At 64.0% G+C, this 17,215-nt stretch carries 17 protein-coding genes; 9 read left to right on the plus strand and 8 right to left on the minus strand.

What is annotated here, in order from left to right; translation table 11 throughout:
* Positions 1–236 precede the first annotated feature (236 nt).
* The gene (locus ACZY0X_RS17245) at positions 237–713 is read right to left on the minus strand and encodes an NADAR family protein (protein WP_463772088.1); all 477 of its coding nucleotides are present in this window, start codon (positions 711–713) and stop codon (positions 237–239) included.
* A 336-nt stretch (positions 714–1,049) separates the two neighbouring features.
* Here ACZY0X_RS17245 and ACZY0X_RS17250 point away from each other — a divergent pair, with 336 nt between their 5' ends.
* Positions 1,050–1,892: a hypothetical protein gene (locus ACZY0X_RS17250; protein WP_463772090.1), complete on the plus strand. Its 843-nt coding sequence runs from the start codon at positions 1,050–1,052 to the stop codon at positions 1,890–1,892.
* Between the two features lie 33 nt (positions 1,893–1,925).
* Here the strand turns inward: ACZY0X_RS17250 and ACZY0X_RS17255 are convergent, their stop codons facing one another.
* The 3 genes from ACZY0X_RS17255 to ACZY0X_RS17265 form a co-directional block, all read right to left on the minus strand.
* Positions 1,926–2,078, minus strand: coding sequence for a hypothetical protein (locus tag ACZY0X_RS17255; protein WP_463772091.1), 153 nt, complete (start codon positions 2,076–2,078; stop codon positions 1,926–1,928).
* 376 nt (positions 2,079–2,454) lie between these two features.
* Entirely contained in the window at positions 2,455–2,919 is a 465-nt protein-coding gene (rnhA, locus tag ACZY0X_RS17260; protein ID WP_463772093.1) for a ribonuclease HI, read from the minus strand.
* Positions 2,920–2,956: 37 nt separating this feature from the next.
* Positions 2,957–3,646, minus strand: coding sequence for a glyoxalase (locus ACZY0X_RS17265; protein ID WP_463772094.1), 690 nt, complete (start codon positions 3,644–3,646; stop codon positions 2,957–2,959).
* A 51-nt stretch (positions 3,647–3,697) separates the two neighbouring features.
* Between ACZY0X_RS17265 and ACZY0X_RS17270 the strand changes: the two genes are divergently transcribed.
* Entirely contained in the window at positions 3,698–4,840 is a 1,143-nt protein-coding gene (locus ACZY0X_RS17270) for a zinc-binding dehydrogenase (protein ID WP_463772095.1), read from the plus strand.
* 49 nt (positions 4,841–4,889) lie between these two features.
* Positions 4,890–5,777 (plus strand): hypothetical protein, encoded by an 888-nt coding sequence (locus ACZY0X_RS17275; RefSeq protein ID WP_463772096.1) that lies wholly within the window; start codon positions 4,890–4,892, stop codon positions 5,775–5,777.
* A 71-nt stretch (positions 5,778–5,848) separates the two neighbouring features.
* Here ACZY0X_RS17275 and ACZY0X_RS17280 read toward each other — a convergent pair whose 3' ends face one another.
* Both ACZY0X_RS17280 and ACZY0X_RS17285 read right to left on the minus strand, forming a co-directional pair.
* The gene (locus ACZY0X_RS17280) at positions 5,849–6,112 is read right to left on the minus strand and encodes a hypothetical protein (protein ID WP_463772098.1); all 264 of its coding nucleotides are present in this window, start codon (positions 6,110–6,112) and stop codon (positions 5,849–5,851) included.
* Between the two features lie 182 nt (positions 6,113–6,294).
* Positions 6,295–6,852: a TetR/AcrR family transcriptional regulator gene (locus ACZY0X_RS17285; protein WP_463772099.1), complete on the minus strand. Its 558-nt coding sequence runs from the start codon at positions 6,850–6,852 to the stop codon at positions 6,295–6,297.
* A 172-nt stretch (positions 6,853–7,024) separates the two neighbouring features.
* Here ACZY0X_RS17285 and ACZY0X_RS17290 point away from each other — a divergent pair, with 172 nt between their 5' ends.
* From ACZY0X_RS17290 to ACZY0X_RS17305, 4 genes are read left to right on the plus strand one after another with little or no spacing between them, the layout of a single operon-like run.
* Positions 7,025–7,453 (plus strand): MmpS family transport accessory protein, encoded by a 429-nt coding sequence (locus ACZY0X_RS17290; protein WP_241400152.1) that lies wholly within the window; start codon positions 7,025–7,027, stop codon positions 7,451–7,453.
* Positions 7,450–10,350: an MMPL/RND family transporter gene (locus tag ACZY0X_RS17295; RefSeq protein WP_463772100.1), complete on the plus strand. Its 2,901-nt coding sequence runs from the start codon at positions 7,450–7,452 to the stop codon at positions 10,348–10,350. The genes ACZY0X_RS17290 and ACZY0X_RS17295 overlap by 4 nt, the downstream gene beginning before the upstream one ends.
* Positions 10,351–10,365: 15 nt before the next feature.
* Positions 10,366–10,701 carry a DUF732 domain-containing protein gene (locus ACZY0X_RS17300; protein WP_463772102.1) on the plus strand — a complete coding sequence of 112 codons (336 nt, stop codon included), beginning with the start codon at positions 10,366–10,368 and terminating at the stop codon, positions 10,699–10,701.
* Between the two features lie 10 nt (positions 10,702–10,711).
* On the plus strand, positions 10,712–11,194 hold the full coding sequence (locus ACZY0X_RS17305; RefSeq protein ID WP_463772103.1) for a DUF5078 domain-containing protein: 483 nt from the start codon (positions 10,712–10,714) through the stop codon (positions 11,192–11,194).
* 34 nt (positions 11,195–11,228) lie between these two features.
* On the opposite strand, the gene ACZY0X_RS17310 is transcribed toward ACZY0X_RS17305, so the two are convergent.
* Both ACZY0X_RS17310 and ACZY0X_RS17315 read right to left on the minus strand, forming a co-directional pair.
* Positions 11,229–13,574 carry a putative bifunctional diguanylate cyclase/phosphodiesterase gene (locus ACZY0X_RS17310; protein ID WP_463772104.1) on the minus strand — a complete coding sequence of 782 codons (2,346 nt, stop codon included), beginning with the start codon at positions 13,572–13,574 and terminating at the stop codon, positions 11,229–11,231.
* 102 nt (positions 13,575–13,676) lie between these two features.
* On the minus strand, positions 13,677–14,606 hold the full coding sequence (locus tag ACZY0X_RS17315) for a LysR family transcriptional regulator (protein ID WP_463772106.1): 930 nt from the start codon (positions 14,604–14,606) through the stop codon (positions 13,677–13,679).
* A 307-nt stretch (positions 14,607–14,913) separates the two neighbouring features.
* Here ACZY0X_RS17315 and ccrA point away from each other — a divergent pair, with 307 nt between their 5' ends.
* Both ccrA and ACZY0X_RS17325 read left to right on the plus strand, forming a co-directional pair.
* Positions 14,914–16,179, plus strand: a complete 1,266-nt coding sequence (gene ccrA, locus ACZY0X_RS17320) for a crotonyl-CoA carboxylase/reductase (protein WP_463772107.1) — start codon at positions 14,914–14,916, stop codon at positions 16,177–16,179.
* A 42-nt stretch (positions 16,180–16,221) separates the two neighbouring features.
* Complete coding sequence (locus ACZY0X_RS17325) at positions 16,222–17,205, plus strand: NADPH:quinone oxidoreductase family protein (RefSeq protein WP_463772108.1); 984 nt, start codon at positions 16,222–16,224, stop codon at positions 17,203–17,205.
* Positions 17,206–17,215 lie beyond the last annotated feature (10 nt).

Consider the following 17,215-nt stretch of genomic DNA (forward strand, 5'->3'; position numbering starts at 1 on the left):
CTGACCTCGGTCAGGGCGGGTTTCTCGTTAGCGGGACTCCCGGGCTCGCCCGTATTCTGGGTTCGGAGTGCTGTGTTGTGCAGCACGCACTGCCTGTGTGCCCTCGCCGAGTTTGGCGAACGGGGGTCATCTCATCCTTGTTTGCTTCGCAGCCGTCGGTGTACCCCGCCACAAGTCGGGCACACACCGTGTCAAATGCAGATTGAGAAGCATCGTGCCAAGACTGACTCCTGCAATCACGTCGGCGCCCGCGCGTTCGTCGCTGCCAGCCGCATCCGTACGCTCATCAGAATCACGCCGAGTGAGTTATCGCCAGGGATGTCGTAATGCTCTGGGCAGGTACATGATCCCCATGTTTGATCGTGCCAGTTGTTGCCTTCAACCAGCACTGTGCCGCGCGTCGCGATGAGCTGATCCGTGAGGGCTTGGCTGTGCGCGAACTTGGCAGTGACGATCTCCTCCATGACACCGAACCGATGGATGTCCCAGTCATCGACGAGCGGAGATTTCCGGGCAATCGCTTTGGCCTCAGCAGGATCGGCGGTGGCGCAGATTGCGTCGATAACGTTGGTGTCGAGAGTCTTCGCAGCGTGATAGGCGTGCTCGCTGGTGGGGAAAACGCGACCACGGTGCGGAGTCGTCGCGGGATAGAAGTTCGACAGGAAGTAGTACTCACCGCGGAACGAGTCAATGGTGGGAACCCGAAGCTTCATGACGGTGACGCTACGGCGAGCATCCGACGAGCACGGTTGAAGCGTCAGGAATTTGGCGCGCGGTTTGGTTGCTCGAACCACAACAGTCCGCCTGGTTCCGTGGAGCCGAGGGAGTGTCCGGCATCCCACAACCCGTAGTCGGTCTCGTACCAGTCGACTGAATCTCGCGGAACTCACGATCTGTGAACCGCACCTTTCGGCCATCCGGCAGTTCGAAATCGTCCATCTCGCCATCGTTACACCGTGTACCGACACATCTGCTTCCCGGAACGATCAGGCCGTCGGCGCTGTCGGTGCGGGGTGCCATGATCGCGTCTCGGTTAAGGAGGACGCACTATGGCTGGTGGACTGGTCACCGCCGTTGTTGTCGCTGTAGCTCTGTCGCTGGTGATTGCCGCGGTTCGGCTCGCCCGCGATGACAGCGTCCGGCAGGAATACGTCGCAACAGTGCGCGCGGTCCGCTGGTGGATGCTGCCAGCGGCCGTCGGTCATATCGCCGTCATTCTCGCTGTCGCAACGCTTCTCCTCATCGCAGTTCCTCCGCTGAGGGTGGGCTGGTGGATGCTGCTCGGCGGTCACGGCAACATTGCACTGGGCCAGACTGGCCGTGACGGGCCTTGGTGGCATCTGATCGCCATGGTCATCCCACTAATCGTGCTTGTGCTGATTCCCTATCTGGCCCACCAGGAGGAACTGACATTTCGATATGGCAGTGAGGATGATTCGTGGTGGGAGCGGTTGCGTCTGCAGGTGGTGTTTGGGCTCGGGCACTCACTAGTCATGGGTGTGCCGATTGCTGCCGGTGTGGCAATCATTGGCAGCGGGATCTTTTACCAATACGTCTACCTGGCGGCGTGGAGCCGGCTCCACGCCCGAGCCGACCTTGTGCCGATTCCACAGTCGGCCCCGCGCGTGGACTATCCGTCAGCTCCGGAAGGGCGGTATGACCCACGTGCTTGGGAAGCGCATCAGGAGAAGGTGCGTCGAGTAGGTGAACAGAACGCACAGCTTCTAGAGGACTGGTTAGAGGAGCGTGCCGAAGTGGACGTGCAGCGCGAGGATCAATTGGACAACCTTCGGGAAGTTGCCGTCGCGAAGGTCGCCGCGGTCCACGCTTGCAGCAACTGGCTCGTCATCGGATTGCTTGTCGTCTGGCTCGCGCTCGGGAATCGCCTGTAGCAGTGACGGTTTCTCGCTGTGGTGGTGTGCGGGCTACCAGAAAAGCCTCCGATTCGGCACGGTGAGGTCATCGAACGCGAATCCGTCACCGCGGTCCCAGTGCTGCTTGGCGGCAGCAAGCGCCACCCGGTCGCGGTGGCGCTGGGTGCGGTTGGCGCGGCGAAACTCCCACCCGGAATGACACATCCAGCAAGAACACACAGGGGTGCCGGTGTAGCGGAATACCCAGTAGCATTCCGTCCTTCGGTCGCCTGCCGGCACGTCGAACGGCGGTCGCGGCGGAAGGTCGCAGTGAGCGTGGTCGGCCGCGTGGCATGCTTCGGCCGCGAGTTCTTCGCGAGCGAGACGGACCCACAGCGGAGCGTGAGCATCGGTACGGGACAAGGCAAGGCCTCCAGGGACAAAGGCCCCTGCCCGCTACCCCTGGTTGAGGACGGACAGGGGCCACGGTGTCTCTATCGAGTCCCGTGGCCTCCGGTGTCCTGCATCCATGAAGTCACTGTAACAACGCCGTCGGACGGATCGCCCCCGATTATCCGCTACGGTTCAGTGCCACCGGGTTTCAACGCGAGGCGCTGATCGCCTCCAGCATGCCCCGAGTCGCCAGTTCATCGGCCAGCTCGTTGTCGGCGATGCCCGCGTGGCCCTTCACCCAGAACCACTCCACCTGGTGCTGTGCGCAGGCCGCCTGGAGGCGCTGCCAGAGGTCGACGTTCTTCACCGGCTGCTTAGCAGAGGTCATCCAGCCGTTGCGCTCCCAGCCGAGGATCCACTTGGTGATGCCGTTTCGGACATAGGTGCTGTCGGTGTAGAGGTGCACGATCACCGGTCGGGTGAGCGCCTCCAGCGCCATGATCGGCGCGGTCAGCTCCATCCGGTTGTTGCTGGTCTCGCCGGGCTCTCCACCGCTCATCTCCCGGACGTGGCCCCGCTGACGCAGCACCGCGCCCCAGCCGCCGGGGCCGGGGTTGGGTCGGCATCCGCCGTCGGTGTGAATGACGACTGTGTCTTCAATGGACTCGCCCATGAGCTCAGAGGATAGGCACTGCGGGCGGGCGGTCGGCTCAGCGACGCGCGGCATGAGACGAGGACGACGGCGTCGGTGAGATCAGCGCCGTCGGGACCGACATCCCGAACTCGTGATGCCGCAGCGTGGTGATACGGCGTCCGCGTTGCACCGCCTCCTTGACCGGTGCCGTGCGGTCACCGAAGTACGACGCCGTGGCGTCGATGTCCGCGACCGTGTACGTCATCCCCCACAGAGTGGATGGACCCTCGTTCGCCGACTCGGGCGAACCGACGACCTCGACGATTACCTCGCCGAGCCGGAAGAAGATCTGTCGCATCGATCGTCCCGCGAGGTGAGTGTCGCGTTCCCGGCGCGGGTTCACGCCGATCGCGGCAAGCGTCTCGACCGTCCGACCCAGATCGGGTGACAGCAGTACGACGTGGTCGATCGCGACGACGCCGTTCGGGTGCGTGGCCGCCGTGGCGGCGTCCTCGCTCGGACTCGTCGTCGGGATGCCGTCGAGATCGTGCACCGAGCCGTCCGGTGGCAGGCCGCGCAACGACCACCCGACGATGCCGGTGCCGCGGTCACGCCCAACGAGGCGGATGCCGACGCCGCCTACCCAGCAGACGGCAGCGGCGTCTCCGCCGGAATTGACACTGAACCCGGCTTGCGTCCACGCGGCCGCCGGATCAGCCACCTCGAACTCCGCGACCTCTGGCTCGAAAAGGATCTGCGACTCCATCGTGGGTTCACACTGTCATGAGACGTCCACGACAGGAACGAGACACTGTTCATGACCGCAGACTTGCCTGATACTGCCCTCCAATTGCGTTCGTTGGTGACGTCGGAGGGCACGCTGGAACTGTCGCTGCAGGACGTCCCGGTGCCCACACTCGCTGCCAACGAGGTGTTGGTCCGCGTGGAAGCTTCGCCGATCAATCCGTCGGACCTGGCTCTGCTGACAGCCGGCGCGGACATGGCCAACGCGACGGTCGGGGGCACCCCGGAGCGTCCCGTCGTCACGGCACCGCTGAGCGAGGGCGCCTTGGCGGGACTGTCGGCGCGCGTCGACGTCCCGCTTCCCGTGGGCAATGAGGGGGCGGGCACCGTCGTGGCGGCGGGGTCATCGCCGGCGGCGCAGGCACTCCTCGGCAAGACCGTGGGCATCGCGGGTGGTGCGATGTACGCGCAGTACCGCGCGGTCGACGCCGCGTCGTGCCTGGTCCTGCCCGACGGCGCGACGGCGAGAGAGGGGGCGTCGTCCTTCGTCAATCCTCTGACGGCGCTCGGGATGCTGGAAACGATGCGCCGCGAGGGCCATTCGGGTTTGGTGCACACCGCTGCGGCCTCGAACCTCGGCCAGATGCTCGTGAAGGCGTGCCAGAAGGACGGGGTGCCGCTGGTCAACATCGTCCGCAAGCCCGATCAAGAGCAGCTGCTGCGCGCGCTGGGCGCGGTTCACGTCTGCAACACCGCGGCGCCGTCGTTCTCGACGGATCTCGTCGAGGCGCTCAAGGCGACATCCGCGACGATCGGGTTCGATGCCACGGGCGGAGGGACACTGGCGAGCCAAATCCTCAATGGCATGGAGGAAGCGGCCAACTCGACCGTTGCGGAGTACTCACGCTACGGGTCGAGTGTCCACAAGCAGGTCTACATCTATGGCGGCCTCGACACGGGCCCGACAATCCTGACCAGGAACTTCGGCATGGCGTGGGGTCTCGGCGGATGGCTGCTCACCCCGTTCCTTGCCAGCGCCGGTGCCGAGACCATCGGCCGACTCCGAGCCCGGGTGGCCGCGGAACTCACGACGACGTTCGCCAGTACCTATACCCGAGAGGTGTCATTGGCCGGCATGCTCGCCCCCGACGCGTTCACCTCATACGTCAGGCGGGCGACGGGGGAGAAGTTCCTCGTCACTCCCCAGTCGGAGTGACGTTCTCGGTAAAGGCAACGTAAGTCCCGCAATTCCCTACGATCGCGTTGTGCCTGGCAGAGCGTCATTTCGACACGCGCGTGCCGTGCTGTCGGGGGAGTTCGCGGCGATCCGCCATCGCGATCCGGACCTGGACGCTGCACAGCTCACCGTCTTCAGCCTCCCATTGCTGCTCGGTCTGCTCGGGGTTCTCGCCATTGGTGCGGTGCCTCTGATAGTTGTTCGAAACAGCGCCGACACCGACTCAGTGCTCGTGCCGCTGGCGGGGTCGTTCGCGCTGACCGCGATCTGCACGGCAGTTGTCGCTTGGCTGACGGCCAACGTGTTGTCGGGCGTCGTCGTCATGGTGCTCTATCGCACGAACTCGCGGGCGGCGTCTCGACTCGTGGTGCGGACCATGGTCGAATCCTTCTACCGGATTGAGGACATCACCGGACGCATCGCGCTTCTCGCCGTCGTGGCGGGGTTGTTGTCGGTGGCCATCGGACTGCCGAACAGGACTGAGGCCGACCGCGCGAACAGCGTGCTCGACGACCTCCTGACCGCCCAGGTGGCGTGTCTGGTGGCGGCGTTGTCGATTGCGTTCGTCGCCGAGTCCATTCGTTGTGCCGCCGACATCGTCGATGACCAGTCGCTGTTGCTCGCGTGGCCGTGGGCACTGCTCATCGCATCGTTGGGGTGGTCGCTGTCCACCGTTGTCGGCCCGTTCGAGACCACCCGGATACTCGCGATTCTGTTGAACGACTGGCTACCACCCATGGTCAATGAGACTCCGCGACAGCAGTTCATCGCTGAGCTGCTGCCCGCTTCGGCGCGGTGGTGGGCCGCCCTGGGCCCGCTGCCGCTCATCGTCGGGCTGTGGGCCTATATGGCACGGCGGCAAGACGGGTTCGTCCACATGAGCAAGTTCCTCGCCGATGACCGGAGCGCGGACTGAGCCGTCACGCGACCGTGGACGGACGCCCCCGCGTGCGTCCGTCCACGACCGGCGATTCTGGAGGTTGGCGGTCAGGTGTGCTTGAGGTAGCGGATGAGGAAGGCGGCTGAGACGGCTGCCGTGGCGACGCCCACTGCGCCCCAGAAGAGTGTGGAGAAGACCAGGGAACCGGAGGAGTAGCCGACACCGGAGAGCACGGATATCGAGTAGAACAGCCAGAACACGCGGTAGAGCGACCACAGGGCGATGAGGCCGGCGGAGATGCCGATCAGCAGGCTGCGTGAGCGATCGACCCGGTTGGTCTGTTCTTGGATACGGGCGAGAACGGTGTTCATTGCTTGTTCCTTCCATCGTGCGCGCCTTGGGCGGCGTCGGCATGGCAGCAAGTACAGCCATCCGAAGCGGCTACCGATCCCAAGAATTCGTCTCGGACCTGGGATTGATGCGGCTGGCTCGCGTCAACATATGGTGACGCCGTCAAGACGCGAGGTGCATGGCGTGCGATCGCACGTCGCAATCAGCTGGCGATGCACCGCTTGGCGCAGGCAAGCATGATGTCGCGCAGTTCCGCGTCGTCTATCTCGGCGAGCTGCGGGTCGCCGACGATCGTGTAGATCCCGGCGATCGCCATCGCCACCGAAACCCTTGTCGCCGTGTCGGGCTCGGGGCCCACGATGAGGTCATTGAGCCTGTTCACCGGGCGCTTGAGTTCTTCGTGCGCTTCGAAGATGTGAACGATTGCCGGGTCGCCGTGGAAGACCGCCGACGTGCGCCGGTGCCGGATGACGAGTTCGACCAGGCCGCCGATGGCCACCTCGCGGCGCGTCTCCGGTGACGGCACGGTCTCGGCGATTCTGACCACGTGGTCGACGTCCTCGAACATCGGCATGACGACCGCCAGCGCGATGTCGTCCTTCGACGGGAACTGGTAGTACACCGAGGCTTTGCTGATACCGAGACGGTCGGCGATCATCTGCAGCGAGGTGCCGGTCACCCCGTGCTCGGCGAACAATTCGATTGCCGCTGCGAGAACTCTTTCGCGTGCCAGGCCGCGGGCAGCCACGGGCTTTGCCATGTCCCTCCCAGCGTCGCGGTGTCTCTGTCGTCAAAAGACTGTAACTCAGCTCACCCTTTGCCAGCCGCTTGACTACGCTATAGTCTGCCAATCGGTCAGATTTAATCAGTCGTAAGGCAGACTCACTCTGGGTGGGGAGCGCGACTGATCTCGAATCCTTGAAGGAGCGCATATGCGAGCGGTGAAACGGGCGTGGCTTCCACTGCTCGTCGTGGTGGTTCTTGCCGTCGGGGCATTCGCCGTTCAGAAGGTGCGCGGGATCTTCGGTTCCGAGGGTGTTCTCGTCGCCCCGACCAATTTCGCCGACGACGCCGAGCCATTCGACCCCAAGGTTGTGCGCTACGAGATCTTCGGTCCCGAAGGCGAATTGGTCGACGTGAACTACGTCGACCTGGAGAGCAAGCCACAGAAGGCGAAGGGTGTCGTCCTGCCGTGGTCGATCACGCTGTCGACCACCGCACCGTCGGCGGCGGCCAACATCGTGGCGCAGGGACGGACGGACTATCTCGGCTGCCGAGTGTTCGTCGATGACGAACTCCGCGAGGAACGCGTGACCAAGGGCACCAACGCCGCCACCTACTGCATTGTGAAGTCCGCGTGAGTGCCCACAGCGCTGACACGCCCACCGATCAGTTACAGGTGGCCAAGCCCACGCACCTTCACTTCGGCCGGGTGGCCGGTCTGATCCGCAAGCTATCCGTGCCGATCATCATCGGATGGGTTGCGCTCGCCGCATTCCTCAACATCTCAGTGCCCCAGCTCGAAGAAGTGGGCAAGCTGCGCTCGGTGTCGATGAGCCCCCAGGAGGCGCCTGCGGTCATCGCGATGCAGCGCATCGGCTCGGTGTTCGATGAGTACGAGTCCAACAGCTCGGTGATGATCGTGCTGGAGGGCCAGGATCCGCTCGGAGAACCTGCGCGGCAGTACTATTCGGACCTCATCGAACGCTTGCTCGCCGACCCCGAGCACGTTGAACACGTCCAGGACCTGTGGAGCGATCCGCTGACCGCCTCCGGTGTGCAGAGCGCCGATGGCAAGGCGGTGTACCTGCAGGTCAACCTGGCCGGTGATCAGGGCGAGGCCAAGGCCAACGAGTCGGTCAACGTCGTACGCGACCTCCTGGAGACCATGCCGGCACCCGACGGTGTGTCGGCCTTCCTGACCGGCGCCTCAGCGCTGTCAGCCGAACAGGAGGAGGCAGGCCACTCCAGTACTCGAGTGGTCGAAGCGCTCACCTTCCTGGTCATCACGGTGATGCTGCTGTTCTTCTTCCGATCGATTGTCACCACCCTGTTGATCCTGGTCATGGTCGTGGTCAGCCTGCTGACCGTGCGCGGGGTGATCTCCTTCCTGGGTTACCACGAACTGATCGGTCTCTCGACGTTCGCCACCGGTTTGTTGGTGACGCTGGCGATCGCGATTGCCGTGGACTACGCGATATTCCTGACCGGCCGATATCAGGAAGCGCGCGGTGCCGGTGAGGACCGAGAAGTGTCCTACTACACCATGTTCGGCGGTACCGCCCACGTGATCGTCGGCTCCGGGTTGACGATCGCCGGCGCTACGTTCTGCCTGTCCTTCACCAGGCTGCCGTACTTCCAGACACTGGGCGTCCCGCTGGGGCTGGGGATGCTGGTGCTGATCGCCACGGCGATGACTTTCGGACCGGCCGTCGTCACCGTCGCCAGCAGGTTCGGCCTGATGGAACCGAAACGGCAGATGGCGGTCCGAACCTGGCGCAGGATGGGTGCGGCAGTGGTCCGCTGGCCCGCTCCGATCCTCGTCTCCACGATCGTGGTGTCGCTGGTCGGTCTGCTGGCGCTGATCGGCTATCAGTCCAGCTACGACGACCGCAAGTACCTCCCCGCCGACTCCGAGTCCAATCTGGGTCACGCCGCTGCCGCCCGGCACTTCTCGCCGGCGCGTCTCAATCCCGAGATGCTGATGATCGAAAGTGACCGCGACCTACGGAATCCGGCCGACTTCCTGGTCATCGAGCGAATCGCCAAGGCTGTCTTCGGTGTACCGGGCATCGGACGTGTGCAGACCATCACGCGGCCCAAGGGCACGCCGATCGAGCACTCCTCGATCCCGTTCGCGATGAGCCAGCAGAGCACGACTCAGGTGCTCAACCAGCAGTACATGCTGGAGCGGATGGACGACATGCTCGTCCAGGCCGAGGACATGCAGAAGACCATCGACACCATGGAGAAGATGTCGGCGATCACCACCGAGATGGCCGAGACCACCAGCAGCATGGTGGCGAGCATGAAGGACATGACGGTAACCGTCGCCCAACTGCGAGACCAGATCTCGGTCCTGGACGACTTCTTCCGGCCGCTGCGCAACTACTTCTACTGGGAACCGCACTGCTACGACATCCCGGTCTGCTGGACGCTTCGGTCGATGTTCGACGCCATCGATGGCGTCAACTCGATGACCGACGATATCCAGGCCATGATGCCCAACATGGATCGGCTCAACGAGTTGATGCCGAAGATGGTTGCGCTGATGCCGCCCATGGTCGAGACGATGAAGTCGATGAAGTCGATGATGCTGACGATGCATCAGTCGCAGAACAACATGCAGCAACAGATGGGCGAGATGCAGGAGAACTCCACCGCGATGGGGGAGGCGTTCGACAAGGCCAAGAACGACGACTCGTTCTATCTGCCGCCGGAGGCGTTCACCAACCCCGACTTCAAACGCGGTCTGGAACAATTCCTTTCGCCCAACGGACATGCCGTGCGGTTCATCATCAACCACGAGGGTGACCCGATGGCGCCCGAGAGCCTCGAGCGGATCGATGCCATCAAGTTCGCGGCGAAGGAGGCCATCAAGGGCACGCCGCTGGAGGGGTCGAGCATCTACCTCGGCGGCACGGCGGCCACGTTCAAGGACATGGCCGACGGCACGCAGTACGATCTGATTATCGCCGGCATCGCGGCCGTCATCCTGATCTTCATCATCATGTTGATTCTCACCCGCGCCGTAGTCGCGGCGGCGGTGATCGTTGGCACCGTCGTGCTTTCGCTGGGTGCGTCTTTCGGAATGTCGGTCCTGCTGTGGCAGTACCTACTGGGCATCAACCTGCACTGGATGGTGCTGCCGATGGCCGTCATCATCCTGCTCGCCGTGGGTGCCGACTACAACCTGCTGGTCGTCTCCCGGCTCAAGGAGGAGGTCCATGCCGGGATGCGCACCGGTCTCATCCGGACCATGGGCGGTTCGGGCTCCGTGGTGACCATCGCTGGACTGGTCTTCGCGTTCACGATGATGACCATGGTGGTCAGTGATCTCACCGTCATGGGACAGGTCGGTACCACCATCGGACTGGGCCTGCTGTTCGACACCCTGGTCATCCGGTCCTTCATGACGCCCTCGGTTGCAACGCTTCTCGGCCGCTGGTTCTGGTGGCCGCGCAACGTGCGGACCGTGCCCAAACCCCAGCCGTGGCCGTCCATTCAGCAGCACCCACAACAGTCGCTCGGAAGCTAGGAGATGAGTGTGCGAATGAGTGTGGTGATTGGGTCTTTGCTCGCCACGATCGCGATCACGCCCGCCGCGCCGGCGGCAGCCGACGCCGACACGGACTTCGCGAATCAGCTGCACACGCACGGCATCTACGGCCAGCGGGACTACAACGCGTGGTTGGGCAAGCTGACGTGCAAGCGTCTGGCAACACAGCTGGATCGCAACGCGTTCGACGCGGCGTCGTTCCTGTCCACGAACCTGCCGCGAACGACAACTACCGACCAGACGTGGCAGTTCCTTGGTGCGGCGATCTCCACGTACTGCCCCGACCAGACGCCGGCGCTGCAAGCGGCGGCCGCGCCTACGATCCGATGAGGAGAACCCGATGAGAGGGAAGACCGCTCGATGGTTGCTGCGGGCCGGTGTGCTGACGGTGGCCGCAGCCGCCTCGGCCGCGATCCTCGCAACGCCCGCCAGGCCGGCGGCCGCTGACTCGACCGATGACTACCCGATCCCGAAGCGGCAGATCGAAACCCAGTGTGACGCCGAGCAGTTCCTGGCTGCCGCGCGTGACACCAGCCCGGTGTACTTCGAGCGCTACATCATCGACAAGAACAACCGACCGCCGGAGATCCAGCAGATGGCCGTCGACCGCATCCACTGGTTCTACTCGCTCGACGCCGCCGGTCGTCGCCAGTACTCCGAGAACACCGCCACCAACGTGTACTACGAGCAGGTGGCCACCCGGTGGGGTAACTGGGCGAAGATCTTCTTCAACAACAAGGGCGTGGTGGCCAAGGCCACCGACGTGTGCATGGAGTACCCCCGCGGCGATATGTCGGTGTGGGCCTGGCCCGTCACTCGCTGACTGGAGAGTGACGGGAACACACGATTCAGTGAGATCAGGTCTGCGGACTGAGGGCAGGTTTCGCTCGCCCAATGGCTTCGAGCCAGAGCGGTCCTATGCCCAGGACACTCGAGGCGCCTATCGGCGGACTGCAGTAGTAGCCCTGAATGATGTCGCAGCCGTGTTCAGCGAGCCTGGCTGCAGTGGTCGCGTCCTCGACGCCCTCGGCGACGCACGTCATGCCGAGTCTGTGCGTCAAGTCGATTATCGCGCACACGATCGCCTCTGCTCGGTCGTCGGACAGCATCGGCGCGATGAACTCCCGATCGAGCTTCAACTCATCGATCGGCAACTCTCGGAGGTAGCTCAGCGCTGAGTAGCCGCTGCCGAAATCATCGATCGACACGCGAATATTCAACTCACGCAACATCTCCAAGACCTTGCGTGCGCGCCGGGTGTTGCCGAGCAGGAAGTCCTCGGTGATTTCCACGGTCAGACAGTCCGTGTTGAGTCCGCCGTCCGTGATGATCCGGGTGAGCCGGCTCGGTAGCTCAAGGTCGCCGAGCGACGGTGGGAACAGATTGACGGCGAACGGTACGTCGGTGCCGGCGGCGCGCCATCCGGTCGCGTCCTGAACCGCTCGATGGACCACTGCATCGGTGAGCGCACCCATGAGGCCGTTCTGCCGCGCGAGCGGAAGGAACTGACCCGGGAGCATCAGTCCGCGTTCCGGATGCTCCCACCGCACGAGCGCCTCCACGCCCGTCATACGTCCCGTCGCGACGGTGAACTTCGGCTGATAGACCAAATTCAGCTCACCGTGGTCGATGGCGCGGCGAAGCTGCGCGAAGAGTTGAAGTCCCGCCGAGCCGTTTCGACGCGGTGCGATGTCGCGGTCTCGCGGCGGATCCACCTCCCGTAGATCGATCAGCTGCATATCCGTGGTGAAGGCCGCGACGCCGCCGTGCTGGCTTCGCTTCGCCGCGTACATCGCGAGATCCGCGTGTTTGAGCAGGGTGTCGGCAGATGCTTCGGCATCGCCGTGGGCGACGCCGGACGCCACGCCGACGCTGGGGCGCATGAAAACGTCGTGTCCGTCGACCGTGAACGGCGCATCGAATGCGTCGAAGATGCGGTGCGCGACGACCAGCGATGGCTCAGGACCGTCTTCGATCAGGACGGCGAACTCGTCGCCACCGACCCGGGCGACGGTATCGCCGGCGCCCACGCAGCCAACGATGCGGTCGGCGACCGCTTTCAGGAGGGCGTCGCCGGATGGGTGCCCGAGAGAGTCGTTCACGAGTTTGAAGTCGTCCAGATCGATTGACAGCACCGCGACGCTGCGTTCATCCCGGATCTGCAGGGCCACCGCATGGCTGAGGCGATCCTGGAAGAGGGCCCGGTTCGCCAGCTTCGTCAGTGGATCCCGGAACGCCTGCTCGGCGACCGTCGCCAACAGTCGCCGATTCTCGTCAGCCATGAGGAACTGCCGGATCACGACGGCCAATACGAGCAATAGCGCCGTGATCAGCAGCGTCGCAGAGCCCTCGCTCAGGACGGTGCATATCGTGACGACTGGTAACAGCAGGTACGGCAGCCATAAGGCTGTTCGGGAGGGGGGTCTGGCTAGTCCGAATTCGATGTGCTTGGAACGTAGTCCGACCAACGCCGCGACGCCGAGCAGTAGCAGTCCGGCCACCCAGCCGATATCGAGCAGGCCGCCGCTGACGTATCGCTGGTCGGCGTTGATGAGCACGAATGCGCTGTCCGACAAGGCCATCACGCCCATGGCCAGGGTGAACACCGTGATCACCGCACGCTGACCCACGCGGGCACGAGTCAGGATGAGCAGTGCCACCGTCAGGAGCACCAGATCGAAAATCGGATAGGCCACCGACACGGCGAACACGAACCGGCTCTCGCCACCGCGGTGGAAGACGTCGTCGAGACCGAGCGTCCATAGGATCACCAACAGTGAGCAGGCAACCGTCAGCCCGTCAAGGATCAGCCGTGTCTGCGACTGTCCGACGCTGCCGATCGGCAGCAGGATCAGTGAGACGCACGCCGCGATCGAGAAGAGCAGATACCCCGCGTCGGCCGGGGACGGGAACGGAGTGCCCACCGCGAGCACCAACTCGTAGTACACCCAGATCGCATCGCCGAAGAACCAGCCCGTCAGTGCGACGGCCAGGGCGCTCCAGGCCCATCGCTGACGGCCGTGACTCGATCGCGCCGTGATGCCCGCGCACGTCGCCGCGAACCCACCGGCCAGTAACGTACCGACATTGCTGACCATCACCACGGTCGACGGTCCACCCCACCCGCTGATCAACCACGCAGCGAACACAATGAAGGCAATCCCGAGTGCGCCGCACGTGAGGTAGAACCTCGACCGTGACATTAAGCTCCCTCGATCGGCGTGCAGCGATCGACAATGTTATCCCGACCGCCGAGCTGGACTACTCAGGAGCGGAATGTCGCCCGATGGTGCTGTCATGAGCCTCTATGCGAGTCGGCTCGTAGTCCGAGGTCCGAGGCGGGCTGCGTCACCACTGCCGACTCTGTTCTCGGCGATCAGCTTGGTGAGATGCGCGCCAACTAGTCGAACTCGGGGTAACCGGACGAGATCGCGCGGTATTGACATCCAGTAGCTTCGTTCGACTTTCGCCTCGATCTGGTGCAGTCGGCGAAGGTGGGGGCTGACGTCGCCGATAAATGTCGGGAGAAAGGCGATACCCAACCCGGCGGCAGCGGCTTCAATATGGCCGGCGATGTAATTCGTTTGAATGTGTGCCTGCGCACGAGGCAGCAATTCGTAGAGCAAATTGAATGTGCTGTCCTCCAGAGCGTCGTCGACGTACCAGATCAGGGGATGTTCATAGAGATCGTCGACCTTGGTGATCTTGTTGTGGCGTGCCAGGTAGTCGGGGGAGGCATAGAAGGCGAGGGTGAAATCCGTGAGTTTGTGGACGTCGACCGCTCGAGCCCGAGGCCGCTCGATCGTGACAGCCACGTCGAACTCCCGCGGGGTCAGGGACTCGTGCCGATTGGCGGTGACAACCTCCACGATGAGCCCGGGGTGGTGGCGCCGGAGGTCGCCCAGTTCGGGCAGCAACATATACGTGCCGAATCCGTCGGGAGCGATCACTCGCACATGCCCCGTGAGCGACGGTCCAATCGACGAGCATTCCTCTTGTGCGGCAAGGAGTGCGGCTTCGATCGCCTCCGCATGCACAACAAGGTGAGTGCCGGCCTCGGTCAGTGTCCAGCCGTCGACCTGCCGGTCGAACAGGCGGTTGCCCGCGGCTTGCTCCAAACGTGTGACGTGCCGGCTGACCGTCGTGTGGTTGACCTGGAGGTACTTGGCCGCCTCAGTGAGGCGCCGTCGCCGTGCGACTTCGAGAAAAACCCTCAGATCGTCAGCCGAGATCATCGGACAAGCCAAATCCTTCGATAGTCCTGCGGCAATCGCTCGGTCAACTATAGCCAATCCCCTTGGCGCCGCGGCACAAAAACGCTGTCAAGCAGCGGGTGTGCAGATCTGCAGAGGCTTCCTCTGTATTGGTCATTGCTCACATCTAGGTCATGACTGAGACTCGGACCACACCGAAATGGAGCCCGAGGGCGTCGCCCCAGGAGGCTCCAAAAGTCGCAGGAAGAAGCCTGGCGGATGACGCGGCTTCCAACAGATTCATCGCAATACAACTATCGAGTAGGAGTGATCATTCGTGAGCGAGGCCATGGAACGACAGTCTGTGTCGGATCCCAACGTCGGCGCGGTTGACATAGGAACCTTGCCACCCCTCGGTGTGGTGCCGAAGAACATGCACGCCCAGGTCGTGCGACCCGCTCGCTACGGGGATCCTGCGACAGCGTTCGCGCACGAGGTGATCGACACACCATCGTTGGGGGCCGGCGAGGTCCTGATCGCGGTCATGGCCGCCGGCGTCAACTACAACAACGTGTGGGCGGCACGGGGGTACCCGGTCGATCAGGTCGCCACGAGGCAGCGTCGCGGTGAGACCGAGGACTTCCACGTCGGTGGCTCCGACGCGGCGGGAATCGTCTATGCCGTCGGCCCCGGCGTCGAGTCGATCCAGGTCGGCGACGAGGTCGTCGTACACCCAGGAGTGTGGGACGCCGATGACCAGTGGATTGCGGCAGGACGCGATCCGATGATCGCGCCCAGTGCCAAGATCTGGGGGTACGACACCAACTACGGCTCGTTCGGACAGTTCGCTCGCGCGCAGGCGCACCAGGTTCTACCGAAGGCCCCTCACCTGAGTTGGGCCGAGGCCGCTGCGCCAACACTTGTCGGCACGACCGCGTACCGCATGCTGCACGGTTGGGCGGGTAACACCGTCGCTGAGGGCGATCTGGTGCTGGTGTGGGGCGGTTCGGGCGGCCTAGGCACACAGGCTTGCCAACTGGTGCGCGAGGCCGGCGGACGCGCAGTTGCAGTGGTTTCCGACGAGGACCGCGGCGCGTTCGCCATGAAGTATGGGGCCGTCGGTTACATCAACCGCAAGGAGTTCGACCACTGGGGCGTTCCTCCTCTGGTTGACGACACGGCGGGCCAGAAGGCATGGACCGCGGGTGCCCGCGCATTCGGCAAGCGTCTCTGGGAGGTCGCCGGCGGCCGGGAAGATCCGGCGATTGTGTTCGAACACCCTGGCGCCGCGACGATTCCGACCAGTGTGTTCCTCTGCCAGCCCGGCGGCATGGTGGTTATCTGTGCCGGTACCACCGGGTTCGACGCGATGGTCGACCTGCGTTACCACTGGACCCGCCAGAAGCGCCTGCAGGGATCACACGGCACCAACGACGCGCAGGCCATCGCCTACAACCAGATGGTGATCGACGGCCGCATCGACCCCTGTGTGGGACGTGTCCTGCCGATGGGTGATATCGCACTGTCGCACGCCCAGATGGGCAGGGGAGAAGAGGTTTTCGGCAACACCGTACATCTCATCGGAGCACCGAGCCCAGACACCGGTCGCAGCTGATCGCAGGCAGCACGTCGAGTCAGGTCGAGAGGAGGATTACGGATGGCAGGCGCGTGGACGGCACGCGAATATGGCGAACCAGGTGCAGTGCTGCGATGGGAGACGTTGCCCGATCCGCATCCCGCTGCTGGCGAGATCCGCGTGCGAGTCGCCGCCACCTCGTGCAACTTCGCCGACGTGCTGCTGTGCCGCGGCGAGTACCAGCAGAAGCCGACGATGCCGTTCACGCCCGGCCTTGAGCTGTGCGGGATCGTCGACGAGGTCGGCAGCGGCGTGGCGCCGGCGCTGGTCGGATCGCGGATCGTGGGTCAACCACATCTGCCGCATGGGGGCTTCGCTGAGTTCGCACTGATGGCGGCTGCCGACGCTGCCGTCGTCCCGTCAGCGCTCGACGACGTCACGGCGGCGACGCTGCACTTGACCTACCTGACGGCTTGGCTCGGTCTGCACCGCCGGGCATCGGTGCGACCGGGCGACACCGTCGTCGTCACTGCTGCCGCCGGTGGCGTCGGATCGGCCGCCGTTCAGTTGGCTCGTGCGGCGGGCGCTACCGTGATCGGCATCGCCTCTGGGCCAGGCAAAGTGGAGACCGTCTCCGATCTCGGTGCGGATGTCGTCATTGACGGGGCGGCAGAGGACGTCATCGCCAGGGTTCGCCACGTCGCGCCAGACGGAGTCGACATCGTCTTCGATCCCGTCGGTGGCCACGCCTACGAGGCCGCGACGAAGTACATCGCCTTCGAGGGCACCATTGTCGTGGTTGGCTTCGCCAGCGGAGCTATCCCTCAACCGCGACTCAACCACGCGTTCGTCAAGAACTACACCATTGCCGGTCTGCACTGGAGCCTGTATCGCCGGCACAACCCCGAATTGGTGCGAGCCGCACAAAACGAGATCTTCGATATGGCGGCCGCCGGGTGGATCAAGCCGCTGATCGCCTCCTGTGTCGGCATCGATGGCGTGCCCGCCGCACTGGAGGAACTCGGCGGTGGTCGGAGCAGAGGAAAGACCGTGATCAGGCTCTGAACATGAGTCA

Source organism: Mycobacterium sp. IDUB_39, assembly GCF_055419205.1.

Bases quoted from the DNA above. Each gene is read 5' to 3' on its own strand.
- ACZY0X_RS17265 (WP_463772094.1), bottom strand. From the start codon at position 3,646: ATGGAGTCGCAGATCCTTTTCGAGCCAGAGGTCGCGGAGTTCGAGGTG.
- ACZY0X_RS17245 (WP_463772088.1), bottom strand. From the start codon at position 713: ATGAAGCTTCGGGTTCCCACCATTGACTCGTTCCGCGGTGAGTACTAC.
- ACZY0X_RS17280 (WP_463772098.1), bottom strand. From the start codon at position 6,112: ATGAACACCGTTCTCGCCCGTATCCAAGAACAGACCAACCGGGTCGAT.
- ACZY0X_RS17315 (WP_463772106.1), bottom strand. From the start codon at position 14,606: ATGATCTCGGCTGACGATCTGAGGGTTTTTCTCGAAGTCGCACGGCGA.
- rnhA (WP_463772093.1), bottom strand. From the start codon at position 2,919: ATGGGCGAGTCCATTGAAGACACAGTCGTCATTCACACCGACGGCGGA.
- ACZY0X_RS17270 (WP_463772095.1), top strand. From the start codon at position 3,698: ATGACCGCAGACTTGCCTGATACTGCCCTCCAATTGCGTTCGTTGGTG.
- ACZY0X_RS17250 (WP_463772090.1), top strand. From the start codon at position 1,050: ATGGCTGGTGGACTGGTCACCGCCGTTGTTGTCGCTGTAGCTCTGTCG.
- ACZY0X_RS17300 (WP_463772102.1), top strand. From the start codon at position 10,366: ATGAGTGTGGTGATTGGGTCTTTGCTCGCCACGATCGCGATCACGCCC.
- ACZY0X_RS17325 (WP_463772108.1), top strand. From the start codon at position 16,222: ATGGCAGGCGCGTGGACGGCACGCGAATATGGCGAACCAGGTGCAGTG.
- ACZY0X_RS17290 (WP_241400152.1), top strand. From the start codon at position 7,025: ATGCGAGCGGTGAAACGGGCGTGGCTTCCACTGCTCGTCGTGGTGGTT.
- ACZY0X_RS17285 (WP_463772099.1), bottom strand. From the start codon at position 6,852: ATGGCAAAGCCCGTGGCTGCCCGCGGCCTGGCACGCGAAAGAGTTCTC.
- ACZY0X_RS17305 (WP_463772103.1), top strand. From the start codon at position 10,712: ATGAGAGGGAAGACCGCTCGATGGTTGCTGCGGGCCGGTGTGCTGACG.
- ACZY0X_RS17255 (WP_463772091.1), bottom strand. From the start codon at position 2,078: ATGTGTCATTCCGGGTGGGAGTTTCGCCGCGCCAACCGCACCCAGCGC.
- ccrA (WP_463772107.1), top strand. From the start codon at position 14,914: ATGGAACGACAGTCTGTGTCGGATCCCAACGTCGGCGCGGTTGACATA.
- ACZY0X_RS17310 (WP_463772104.1), bottom strand. From the start codon at position 13,574: ATGTCACGGTCGAGGTTCTACCTCACGTGCGGCGCACTCGGGATTGCC.